We start from the raw sequence: 12160 nt of genomic DNA on the forward strand, positions 1-12160 counted from the left end.
ATTCCGACTTTTTCACACCAACCGCGGTTGGTGCTGTTCGTTGCCGGGGTTTAACTTGTATAATCGGGACGATTGATTTATGTGGAAAATAACGGATTACAATGAAAACTATTGAAGTCGATGAAGATCTTTACCGCTTTATTGCCGGCCATACGTTACATATTGGCGAAAGCGCCTCCGATATCTTGCGCCGTCTGTTGAAGTTTACCCCCGGCGTTGACAATGCTTCCACCCCGGTCGTGGCGGTGACGATGGCGGCAAAACCCTCAGAAAAATCGGAATCTGTTCGTCCACTGCCCGAGAGGGTTCGCGCAATGCGTGAATTATTGCTCTCAGACGACTATGCTTTGCAACGCAAGGTAGTGGATCGCTTCATGCTGGTGCTGACCACCCTGTATACACTGTCGCCGCAGGCTTTTGCCGGCGCGACCGAAACATTGCATGGCCGTACCCGCACGTATTTTGCCGGCGACAGAGAAACGCTGCTGCAAAGCGGCCACCAGACCAAACCGAAACAGGTGCCCGGTACGCCTTATTGGGTCATTACCAATACCAACAGCGATCGCAAACGGAGCATGATTGAGCATATTATGCTGGCGATGCAGTTCCCGACGGAACTGATAGAAAAAGTTTGCGGCACTCTTAAATTTCATTGACTAGCAACGGAGAAGCGCCGATGGCCAATCACCCCCGCGCCGGACAGCCCGCCCGCCAGAGTGATTTAATTAATGTGGAACAATTAACGTCGCAATATTACGTATTGCTGCCGGAGCCGGGCAATAGCGCTCAGGCGGTGAAGTTCGGTACCTCGGGACACCGCGGCAGCGCCGGACGCCATAGCTTTAACGAAGCCCACATTTTGGCCATCAGTCAGGCTATCGCCGAAGAACGCGCCAAACAGGGTATTGTGGGGCCGTGCTATGTTGGCAAAGATACTCATGCGCTCTCCGAGCCGGCGTTCATCTCAGTACTGGAAGTGCTGACCGCCAACGGGGTAGAGGTTGTGGTACAGGCGGACAACGGCTACACGCCGACGCCGGCGATTTCCAATGCTATCCTCACCCACAATCGCGGCGGCGGCGCACAGGCCGACGGCATCGTCATCACCCCTTCCCACAATCCGCCTGAAGACGGCGGCATCAAATATAATCCGCCCAACGGCGGGCCGGCGGATACCAACGTAACCCGCGTCATTGAAGAGCGCGCTAATGCGCTGCTGGCGGAGAATCTGCGCGGCGTTAAACGCCTGACGCTGGACCAGGCCTGGCAGAGTGGTCATATTCACGCCCGGGATCTGGTGCAGCCCTATGTTGAAGGGCTGACGAGCGTCGTGGATATGCCGGCAATCCAACGCGCCGGGCTGAAACTCGGCGTCGACCCGCTGGGCGGTTCCGGTATTGCTTATTGGCAGCGCATCGCCGAGCATTACCGGCTGGATTTGACGCTGGTGAATGAAGAAGTGGACCAGACGTTCCGCTTTATGCATCTCGATTATGACGGCATTATCCGCATGGACTGTTCATCAGAATCGGCAATGGCCGGCCTGTTAGCGCTGCGCGATGAATTTGATTTGGCGTTCGCCAACGATCCGGACTATGACCGTCACGGTATTGTCACGCCGGCAGGCTTGATGAACCCGAACCATTATCTGGCGGCCGCGATTAACTATCTCTTTCAGCACCGTCCTCAGTGGGGCGATGAGGTAGGCGTGGGTAAAACGCTGGTGTCCAGCGCCATGATTGACAGGGTGGTCGACAGCCTGGGCCGCCGGCTGGTGGAAGTGCCGGTAGGCTTCAAGTGGTTTGTGGATGGCCTGTACGACGGCAGTTTGGGCTTTGGCGGCGAAGAGAGCGCCGGCGCGTCATTCCTGTGCTTTGACCGCCAACCCTGGTCCACCGATAAAGACGGTATCATCATGTGCCTGCTGGCGGCGGAGATTACCGCCGTGACCGGCAAAAATCCCCAGCAGCATTATGATGAACTGGCTCAGCGCTTTGGCACCCCCAGCTATAATCGTATCCAGGCGCCGGCCAGCCACGCGCAAAAAGCGATTTTGTCCAAGCTTTCCCCTGAACAGATCAGCGCCAGCACCCTGGGAGGCGATGTGATAACCGCGCGCTTGACCACGGCGCCGGGCAATGGCGCAGTTATTGGCGGACTGAAAGTGATTACACAAAACGGCTGGTTCGCGGCCCGGCCTTCAGGCACCGAGGAAGCGTACAAAATCTATTGTGAAAGCTTCCTTGGCGCAGAGCATCGCCAGCAGATCGAGAAAGAGGCGGTGGATATCGTCAGCGATGTGCTGAGCGGGGCGAAATAAGCAGACTGCCAGCGGTCGGCACCCCACGACAGGAACCGCTGCGCGCCAACCGGGCAGCCTGCGTCGCCCGACGATCATACAGCATGCCTAACAGCCATCTTCCGCAGGAGCCGAGTATGACCAGTAGGATTCCCGTGGGTATCAGCGCCTGTCTGATTGGGGAAAATGTTCGCTTCGACGGCGGTCATAAATGTCTGGCATTTGCCATGGATGATCTGGCGCCGTTTGTCGCGTTCACGGCGGTCTGCCCGGAAATGGCTATCGGATTGCCGGCGCCGCGCCCGGCGCTCAGGCTGGTGCAAAATCTCCACGGCCACATTGCTTTGCGTAACAGCAAAGAGGGAAGCACCATCGACCACACCGCCAGCATGGAGGCTTTTGCAGGTCAGCGGGTGCGGCAGCTCGCCGAGCTTTGCGGTTATGTTGTCTGCGCCAAGTCGCCAAGCTGCGGTATGGAGTGGGTACGGGTGTACGCCTCACAGGGCGTGCAGAAAACCGGGGTAGGGCTTTTCACCCGCGTACTGCAAGAGCAAATGCCCTGGCTGCCGGTAGAGGAGGACGGCCGGTTGCAGGACCCGCAGCTGCGGGAAAACTTCGTGGCGCGCGTCTTTACGCTATGGGAATTTAACCAGCTTATGCGTCGGCCGCTCACCCGCGGCGGGCTGATGGCCTTCCATCGCCGGTACAAACTATTGCTGCTAGAGCATTCCCAGCCGGAGTATTGGCAGATTGGCCCCTTTGTCGCAAATATGGATCGCTGGCCCTCGCTGGAGGCGTTTGCCCTGACGTATCGCGACCGGCTGATGGCGCTACTGCGCCACCCCGCGACCCGCTGTAACCACACAAACGTACTCATGCATGCTCAGGGGTATTTCTACCTCTACCTCACCCGCGCACAGCGCAGCGAACTTACCGGATTGATTGACAGTTATCGCCGGGGGTTACAACAGCTGCTGGCGCCCATTACGCTGCTGAAACATTATATGGCTGAATATCTCGACGCCTGGCTGGCGCAGCAGCGCTATTTTGAACCTTACCCCGAAGCGCTACGGCTGCGTTACGGACATTGATGCTACGGATATGCTATGACAATTCATCTGGTCTGGCTGCGCAACGATTTGCGCTTGCACGACAATACTGCCCTGCACGCTGCCTGTCAGGATACGCAGGCCCGGGTGTTGGCGGTATTTATCGCCACGCCGCAACAGTGGCGGGATCACGATATGAGCCCGCGACAGGCGGCCTTTATCCGGCAAAATTTGCGTCATCTGGCTGAGGAACTGGCAGCGCGCGGCATTGCGCTGCACTATCATCAATGCGCGGATTTCGCGGCCCAGGTGGAATGGCTGGCGGCATTTTGCCAGCGCGAACGGGTAGATAAACTGTTTTACAACTATCAATATGAACTCAACGAACGGGAGCGCGACCGGCGGTTAGAACAGCGCATCGGCGAGAAGACGCTGTGCCAGGGCTTTGATGACAGCGTACTGCTGCCGCCGGGCAGCGTACATACCGGCAACCAGCAGATGTACAAAGTTTATACCCCGTTTCGCAATGCGTTCCTGGGCCGGCTTGAAGAGCAGGATCCGGCCTGCCTGCCGGCGCCGTCGCCACGTGCGGGGGCGCCTTGCGCCAAGGTGTGCGAGATTGCGCCGTTTGATTACCCCATGACGCCGCCCGGGGAGGCGTACCCCGCCGGCGAAGCGGCTGCACTTTCCCGTCTGCGCACTTTTTGCCATCAGCAATTACAGGATTATCATCGCGGTCGCGACATCCCGGCTTTGGACGCCACCAGCCGGCTTTCCGCCTGGCTGGCTGTCGGAGTTCTGTCGCCGCGCCAATGTTATCAGCGGCTGCGCAAAGCTTATCCCCGCGCGTTGACGCCGGGGCAGAACGGCGCGTTTACCTGGCTGAATGAACTGATATGGCGTGATTTCTACCGCCATCTTCTGGTGGCCTGGCCGGCGCTGTGCCGCTATCAGCCGTTTATTCCCTGGACGCGCCACGTGGTCTGGCGACAGGATGATGATTTGTTCGACGCCTGGTGTGCAGGGCGTACCGGTTATCCCATCGTGGATGCTGCCATGCGGCAACTGGCGGAGACCGGCTGGATGCACAATCGGCTGCGAATGATAAGCGCCAGTTTTCTGGTCAAGGATCTGCTTATTGACTGGCGCCGCGGCGAGCGGTATTTCATGTCGCAGCTTATCGACGGCGATCTGGCGGCCAATAACGGCGGCTGGCAGTGGGCGGCCTCAACTGGTACCGATGCGGCGCCTTATTTCCGCATCTTCAACCCGACCACCCAGGGAGAGCGTTTCGATGGCGACGGCGCGTTTATCCGTCGCTGGCTACCGGCGCTCGAGTCGGTGCCGGATACTTATCTGCATCAGCCCAATCGGTGGCCCGACGCGCAGCGCGCCGGGCTGGATTATCCGCTGCCGATCGTCGATCATGGTAAAGCGCGCGCATGGGCCCTGGACGCATATGAGGCGGCCAAAGCCCGGGGAGGGGTGCGGGACGAACCATGATGAAAGAGGCGACTCGATGCGTAATACCGAACTCGAACACATTATCAATCAAAAGCTTAACAGCAACGCAGTGGAGGATTATGCCCCTAACGGCCTGCAAGTGGAGGGGCGTCAGGAGGTGCAGCGTATCGTCACCGGCGTTACCGCCTGTCAGGCGCTGCTGGATAGCGCTCTGGCCCACGGCGCCGATGCGGTCATCGTCCACCACGGTTATTTCTGGAAAAACGAGGCGCCGGTTATCAGCGGCATGAAGCGCCGGCGGCTGAAAACGCTGCTGGCTAACGATATCAATCTGTACGCCTGGCATCTGTCGCTGGATGCCCACCCGGAACTGGGCAATAACGCGCAGCTTGCGGCGGCGCTGGACATTCGGGTGACCGGGGCACTGGAACCGCTGCTGCCGCAAGGTGAACTCGCGACGCCGCTTAGCGGCGCTGCGCTGCGCCTGCGCCTTGAGCATACGCTGGGGCGTAGCGTGCTGCATTGCGGCGATGGCGGGCCGGCGCAGATCTCGCGGTTGGCCTGGTGTACCGGCGGCGGTCAGGGGTTTATCGAGCTGGCGGCGCAGGCGGGGGTGGACGCCTTTATTACCGGCGAAGTGTCCGAACAGACCATCCATGTCGCCCGGGAACAGGGTCTGCATTTCTATGCCGCCGGCCACCACGCCACCGAACGCGGTGGGATCCGCGCCTTGGGCGAGTGGCTGACCCAACAGTATGATTTGGATGTGACTTTTATCGATATTCCCAATCCTGCCTAGCGCTTTTGCCCGGCCATTCTCCTATTGACAGCGCCTCCCGGGTTGCGCATGCTCATGGACTATTAATGAGCTAGATAATGGATTCGGCATCAGGCCGATTTCCCAGGAGGCGGGATTGCAACGGGCGCGATGTTATTTGTTGGGGGAGCGGGCGGTGGTGCTGGAGCCGCCGATCAGTCTGGAAAGCCAGCGCCGCATCTGGGGGCTGGCGCAGCGTATCGCTTCACACCCGGATGTTCGCGAAGCGATTCCCGGCATGAACAATTTGACGGTGCTGCAGACCCATCCGCAGCTCACGGCGCTGGATGCGATAGAACGTCTGCAGCGCTGGTGGGAGGAGAGCGAATCGGTATTGCCCGAAGCGCGGCAGATCGCCATCCCGGTCATCTATGGCGGCGATGCCGGTCCCCGACCTGGCGCAGGTAGCGGAATGCCACGCCGGCGCTTAACACTCCGCGTCGCGCCGAGCTGCGTCTGCAGGTTCCCGCCGGATCGGTCGGTATCGGTGGCCGGCAGACCGGCATCTATCCCCTGAGCAGTCCCAGCGATTGGCAGTTAATCGGCCACACCCCCGTGGCGCTGTTCACACCCCATGCGGCGTCGCCCACGCTGTTGCGCCCCGGTGATAATGTGCGTTTCGTGCCGCAGAAGGAGGGGGTATGCTGAAAGTCATTCACGCCGGCATGATGACCGCGGTGTAGGACGGCGGCCGCAGCGGTTATCGCTACCTCGGTATCAGCCAGGGCGGGGTGCTGGACCAGCCAGCCATGAAGATGGCGAATTTGCTGGTGGGCAATGCGCCCGATGCCGCGGTGCTGGAAATTACCCCGGGGCAGTTTTGCGCCGAGATCCCACCCGGGCTGGTTGGCGCTGACCGGCGCGGATTGTCACGCCCTGCTGGATGGTAAACCTCTCTGGACCGGCTGGCGTTTTGCGGTACGGGCCGGGGCAGCAGGTGAAATTGGCCTTGCCGAAACACGGCATGCGCAGCTATCTGGCGGTGTCCGGCGGCTTTGACGTCCCGCCGGTGCTGCAATCGCGCAGTACCTATAGCAAAGCGGCGATTGGCGGTCTGGAGGGCAGATGGGTGCGCGACGGCTACAGGCTGTCGGTCGGCCGCAACGGCTGCCGACGCTGCAAATGGGGATAAAACAGTTGCTGTTCGGCAACCGCGTACGGGCGCTGCCGGGGCCGGAGTATCAGGAATTCAGCGCCGAGGCGCGCGATGCGTTTTGGCGTGTCGCCTGGCAATTGAGTCCACAAAGTAACCGCATGGGCTACCGTCTGCTGGGCAGCGTCCTACAGCGCACCGCCGACCGGGAGCTTCTGTCCCACGGCGTGTTGCCCGGTGTGGTGCAGGTCCCCCCCCCCGGCACGACAGGTTTATTTGCGCTGGCTGTGGAAATCCCGCTGGGCATAGCCGGTGTAGAGCTGGCGCGGACGGGCGATTTTCAGCCCGTCGTCGTGCATTTCTTTCCAGTGGGCTATCCAGCCGACAGTGCGCGCCATGGCGAAAATGACCGTGAACATGGTTGAAGGAATCCCCATGGCTTTCAGAATGATGCCGGAGTAGAAGTCAACGTTGGGATAGAGTTTGCGCTCTTTGAAGTAGGGGTCGTGCAGCGCGATGTGTTCGAGCTCCATGGCCACCGCCAGCAGGTCATCGGAAAGCTTAAGCTCTTTCAATACTTCATGGCAGGTTTCGCGCATCACGGTCGCGCGCGGATCGTAATTTTTGTACACGCGGTGGCCAAAGCCCATCAGGCGGAACGAATCGTTTTTATCCTTGGCGCGCTTGATGAACTCGGGGATATGCTCCACCTTGTTGATCTCCTCAAGCATCCGTAGGCAGGCTTCGTTGGCGCCGCCGTGGGCAGGTCCCCATAACGAGGCAATGCCTGCCGCGATACAGGCGAACGGATTGGCGCCCGAAGAGCCGGCGGTGCGCACCGTTGAGGTAGACGCGTTCTGTTCGTGGTCGGCGTGCAGAATGAGGATACGATCCATGGCGCGTTCCAGCACCGGATTAACCTCATAGGTTTCGCACGGCGTGGAGAACATCATATGCAGGAAGTTGCCGGCATAGGACAGATCGTTGCGCGGGTAGATAAATGGCTGGCCGAGCGAATACTTGTAGCACATGGCGGCTACGGTGGGCATTTTCGACAGCAGGCGAAACGCGGCGATTTCGCGATGGCGTTCAACGTTGACATCCAGCGAGTCATGATAGAACGCCGCCAGTGCGCCGGTCACTCCGCACATGACCGCCATCGGATGGGAGTCGCGCCGAAAACCGTGGAATAGCCGGGTGATCTGTTCATGAATCATGGTATGGCGCGTGACGATAGTGCGAAACTCATCATATTGCTCGCGGGTCGGCGCTTCGCCGTTCAGGAGGATATAGCAGACCTCCAGATAGTTCGACTCCAGCGCCAGCTTGTCGATGGGAAAGCCGCGATGCAGCAAGACGCCTTTGTCGCCATCGATATAGGTGATCTTAGATTCACAGGAGGCGGTGGAGGTGAAGCCGGGATCGAAGGTGAAATACCCCTGGCTGCCCAGGCTGCGGATATCGATTTCTTTTTCGCCCATGGTGCCCGTTAGCATATCCATGGCGATAGGGTCCTGCCCCTCAGGGGTAAAAGTCGCTTTACTTTTAGCCATTATATTCTCCTTAGCGCGTATAAACTCAATCTTTCACCACGGGCAGCTTACTGACCCCGGCGTTTTTTCTACCGTCCGTGCCGAACATGCCGATAAGCCTGATGCAAAGCGCAGCCTGACGCTTCACCCGTAAAGGTAGAACGAACGGTTTGCCTTGGGTGGTGAAGATTTATCGAAAATATTATTTGCTATTAATGGGCATCTTAACCTGTGGGTCAAGGAGCTTTTCACACTGTTGCATAAACTTAATCTTGGAGGAAGTGTGCCGTTACTCGATAAGCGAGTTATAGCATAGAAGCGGGATGGCTTGTAATCAAAATGTTATTTTATTGTCAATGTGGATGTATACCCTTATAGGAAATGTGAGAATCGTGACGGTGCTCACTAAATCGTTCAAATGTTAACAAACTATTTGTATGGTAATTGTAATCATAATGTGAAAGCCATATACTTCAACAAGGTCTCCGGAACTCCCTGTAGTAGGAGCATACAGCGTTATTTAACGCGTCATTTACGCACAAGGAATTGTGATTTTAGCACATGACGTCGCATGGTTTATCCTGTTAACGCTGTCTGATCCAGCCAGGACCGGAGGAAGGAAAATAATAATAGCTGTGTGGGAAAAACCGTGAAAAAACAAAGGCCTGTCAACTTGGATCTGCAAACGATCCGGTTCCCCGTAACTGCAATAGTATCCATTCTTCATCGCGTTTCCGGCGTCATCATGTTTGTTGCTATCGGTATCCTGCTGTGGGTTCTCGGATTATCTCTCTCTTCCCCCGAAGGTTTCATTCAGGCGGCCGCCATGATGGACAGCTTTATCGTCAAATTCATCTTTTGGGGAATTTTGACCGCGCTGGCCTATCACACGTTGTGCGGTATCCGTCACATGCTGATGGATTTCGGCTATCTGGAAGAAACGTTGGCGATGGGTAAAACCACCGCAAATGTTACATTTTTGCTAACTGTCGTGCTATCTATATTGGCTGGAGTCCTCGTATGATAAGCAATGCTTCGGCATTAGGACGTAACGGAGTACATGAGTGGCTATTGGTTCGTGCATCTGCCATCGTTATTTGCCTTTATATTATTTATCTGCTCGGTTTTATCCTGTTGGCAGATACTCTCACCTATGACGTCTGGCGAGGTTTTTTCGCCACCCCTATGACGAAAGTCTTTACCCTGCTGACCTTGTTTTCCATCCTGGTGCACACCTGGATCGGCATGTGGCAGGTATTAACGGATTACATCAAGCCCCTGGCGCTGCGGCTGCTGCTGCAACTGACTATCGTTATCGTGCTCATGGTTTATTTACTTTATGGAACTGTCGTGGTGTGGGGGGCGTAGTCAATGTCATTGCCGGTGAGAGAGTTTGACGCCGTAGTAATCGGCGCAGGAGGCGCAGGTATGCGCGCCGCGCTACAGATCTCCCAGATGGGACTCTCCTGCGCGTTAATTTCAAAAGTTTTTCCTACACGTTCCCATACGGTATCAGCGCAGGGCGGTATCACCGTCGCGCTCGGCAACAGCCATGAAGACGACTGGCAGTGGCATATGTACGATACGGTCAAAGGATCCGATTACATCGGCGACCAGGACGCTATCGAATACATGTGCAAAACCGGTCCGGAAGCGGTGCTGGAACTGGAGCATATGGGACTGCCGTTTTCCCGCCTTGACGACGGGCGTATCTACCAGCGTCCGTTCGGCGGCCAGTCGCTTAACTACGGCGGCGAACAGGCCGCACGCACCGCCGCCGCCGCGGACCGGACCGGGCATGCGCTGCTGCATACGCTCTATCAGCAGAACCTGAAAAACCACACCACCATCTTTTCCGAGTGGTACTCCCTCGACCTGGTGAAAAACCAGGATGGCGGCATCGTAGGCTGCACCGCGCTGTGTATTGAAACTAGTGAAGTGGTGTATTTCAAGGCGCGGGCGACCATTCTCGCCACCGGCGGCGCCGGACGCATCTACCAATCCACGACCAACGCCCACATCAATACCGGCGACGGCGTCGGCATGGCGCTGCGCGCGGGGGTGCCGGTCCAGGATATGGAAATGTGGCAGTTTCACCCCACCGGCATCGCCGGCACCGGGGTACTGGTCACCGAGGGCTGCCGCGGTGAAGGCGGTTACCTGCTGAACAAGCACGGCGAGCGCTTTATGGAACGTTACGCTCCGAATGCCAAAGATCTGGCGGGCCGCGATGTGGTCGCCCGCTCGATTATGATTGAAATCCGCGAAGGCCGCGGCTGCGAGGGGCCTTGGGGGCCGCATGCAAAACTGAAGCTGAACCATTTAGGCAAAGAGGTTCTTGAATCGCGTTTGCCGGGGATCCTGGAACTGTCGCGCACGTTTGCCCACGTGGACCCGGTGAAGGAGCCGATTCCGGTCATTCCCACCTGCCATTACATGATGGGGGGGATCCCGACTAAAGTGAGCGGCCAGGCGATCACCGTCAACGCCCAGGGTGAAGACGTGGTTATCCCCGGCCTGTTCGCGGTAGGTGAAATCGCCTGCGTCTCGGTGCACGGCGCGAACCGCCTGGGCGGCAATTCGCTGCTGGACCTGGTGGTGTTCGGCCGCGCGGTGGGAATGCATTTGCAGGAGTCGCTGATGGAGCAGGGACCGACGCGCGATGCCAGCGACGACGATATCGAGGCGTCGCTGAGCCGCTATCACCGCTGGAACAACAATCGCAGCGGCGAAAATCCGGTCGAGATCCGAAAAGCTCTGCAGGCCTGTATGCAAAACAACTTCTCGGTATTCCGCGAAGGGGATGCCATGGCCAAAGGGCTGGTGGAGCTAAAGGAGATCCGCGAACGTTTGCATCATGCCCGTCTTGACGATACCTCGACGGAATTCAACACCCAGCGCGTAGAGTGTCTGGAGCTGGATAACCTGATGGAAACCGCTTACTCCACCGCGCTGTCGGCGAATTTCCGCACCGAAAGCCGCGGCGCCCACAGCCGTTTCGACTTCCCGGACCGCGACGATGAAAACTGGCTGTGCCACTCGCTGTATTTACCCGAAAGCGACAGCATGACGCGTCGTAAGGTCAATATGCAACCGACATTACGCCTGGCGTTCCCGCCGAAAGTGCGTACCTACTAGGGTGGAGGATGAATCATGAAGGTTGAATTTTCCATCTATCGCTACAATCCCGATGTCGACGATAAGCCGCGCATGCAGGACTACACCCTCACCGTGGAAGAGGGGCGCGATATGATGCTGCTGGATGCCTTAATCCAGCTTAAAGAGCAGGATCCAAGCCTGTCGTTCCGCCGCTCCTGCCGTGAGGGGGTTTGTGGCTCAGACGGCGTCAATATGAACGGCAAAAACGGTTTGGCGTGCATAACGCCGCTGTCGATGTTGCGCAAGGGCGACCATAAAGTCGTCATTCGCCCGCTGCCCGGGCTGCCGGTCATCCGCGATTTGGTGGTGGATATGGGGCAGTTCTACGCCCAGTACGAGAAGATTAAGCCCTTCTTGATAAACAGCGGCCGCAACCCGCCGGCGCGTGAGCATCTGCAATCGCCGGAACAGCGCGCCAAGCTGGACGGGCTATATGAATGTATTCTCTGCGCCTGCTGTTCCACGTCCTGCCCGTCTTTCTGGTGGAACCCCGATAAATTTATCGGGCCGGCGGGGCTTCTTGCTTCCTATCGTTTCCTTATCGACAACCGCGACACCCATCAGCAGGTGCGGTTGGATGATCTGAACGACGCTTTCAGCGTTTTCCGCTGTCACAGCATCATGAATTGTGTCAGCGTATGCCCCAAAGGGCTTAACCCCACCAAGGCTATCGGTCATATCAAGAGTATGCTGGTGAACTATAGCGCCTGACGGGCGCAATCTGCTCCCCGTTCGCTGTAGCAGTCG

General features: G+C 57.9%; 10 protein-coding genes and 2 pseudogenes. 11 read left to right on the top strand and 1 reads right to left on the bottom strand.

Features of this window, described 5'->3' with window-relative positions; all coding sequences use genetic code 11:
• The first annotated feature begins 101 nt into the window (after window positions 1–101).
• The 7 genes and pseudogenes from seqA to SGP1_RS26835 all read left to right on the top strand — a co-directional run.
• The gene (gene seqA, locus SGP1_RS07460) at window positions 102–656 is read left to right on the top strand and encodes a replication initiation negative regulator SeqA (protein WP_011410702.1); all 555 of its coding nucleotides are present in this window, start codon (window positions 102–104) and stop codon (window positions 654–656) included.
• Between the two features lie 20 nt (window positions 657–676).
• Window positions 677–2320, top strand: coding sequence for a phosphoglucomutase (alpha-D-glucose-1,6-bisphosphate-dependent) (gene pgm, locus SGP1_RS07465; protein WP_011410703.1), 1644 nt, complete (start codon window positions 677–679; stop codon window positions 2318–2320).
• Between the two features lie 116 nt (window positions 2321–2436).
• Window positions 2437–3390 carry a YbgA family protein gene (locus SGP1_RS07470; protein ID WP_011410704.1) on the top strand — a complete coding sequence of 318 codons (954 nt, stop codon included), beginning with the start codon at window positions 2437–2439 and terminating at the stop codon, window positions 3388–3390.
• 15 nt (window positions 3391–3405) lie between these two features.
• Window positions 3406–4851, top strand: coding sequence for a deoxyribodipyrimidine photo-lyase (phrB, locus tag SGP1_RS07475; RefSeq protein WP_011410705.1), 1446 nt, complete (start codon window positions 3406–3408; stop codon window positions 4849–4851).
• A gap of 16 nt (window positions 4852–4867) precedes the next feature.
• Window positions 4868–5611 (top strand): type 2 GTP cyclohydrolase I, encoded by a 744-nt coding sequence (locus tag SGP1_RS07480; protein ID WP_011410706.1) that lies wholly within the window; start codon window positions 4868–4870, stop codon window positions 5609–5611.
• A 115-nt stretch (window positions 5612–5726) separates the two neighbouring features.
• Window positions 5727–6277: pseudogene (locus SGP1_RS31140) on the top strand (5-oxoprolinase subunit B family protein).
• Window positions 6278–6345: 68 nt separating this feature from the next.
• Window positions 6346–6985, top strand: a pseudogene (locus tag SGP1_RS26835) (biotin-dependent carboxyltransferase family protein); the annotation flags it as partial.
• Between the two features lie 9 nt (window positions 6986–6994).
• Here SGP1_RS26835 and SGP1_RS07495 read toward each other — a convergent pair.
• Window positions 6995–8275 (bottom strand): citrate synthase, encoded by a 1281-nt coding sequence (locus SGP1_RS07495; protein WP_011410708.1) that lies wholly within the window; start codon window positions 8273–8275, stop codon window positions 6995–6997.
• A gap of 616 nt (window positions 8276–8891) precedes the next feature.
• Here SGP1_RS07495 and sdhC point away from each other — a divergent pair.
• The 4 genes from sdhC to SGP1_RS07515 are packed head-to-tail and all read left to right on the top strand — an operon-like array spanning window position 8892 to window position 12124.
• Window positions 8892–9278, top strand: a complete 387-nt coding sequence (gene sdhC, locus SGP1_RS07500) for a succinate dehydrogenase cytochrome b556 subunit (protein ID WP_011410709.1) — start codon at window positions 8892–8894, stop codon at window positions 9276–9278.
• Window positions 9275–9622 carry a succinate dehydrogenase membrane anchor subunit gene (gene sdhD / locus SGP1_RS07505; protein ID WP_011410710.1) on the top strand — a complete coding sequence of 116 codons (348 nt, stop codon included), beginning with the start codon at window positions 9275–9277 and terminating at the stop codon, window positions 9620–9622. The genes sdhC and sdhD overlap by 4 nt, the downstream gene beginning before the upstream one ends.
• A gap of 3 nt (window positions 9623–9625) precedes the next feature.
• Window positions 9626–11392: a succinate dehydrogenase flavoprotein subunit gene (gene sdhA / locus SGP1_RS07510; protein WP_011410711.1), complete on the top strand. Its 1767-nt coding sequence runs from the start codon at window positions 9626–9628 to the stop codon at window positions 11390–11392.
• A gap of 15 nt (window positions 11393–11407) precedes the next feature.
• A complete protein-coding gene (locus SGP1_RS07515) occupies window positions 11408–12124 on the top strand; it encodes a succinate dehydrogenase iron-sulfur subunit (protein ID WP_011410712.1) in 717 nt (238 codons plus the stop codon).
• The last annotated feature ends 36 nt before the right edge of the window (window positions 12125–12160 follow it).

Origin of the sequence: Sodalis glossinidius str. 'morsitans' (genome assembly GCF_000010085.1) — a bacterium.
Classification (GTDB): Bacteria; Pseudomonadota; Gammaproteobacteria; order Enterobacterales; family Enterobacteriaceae; genus Sodalis; species Sodalis glossinidius.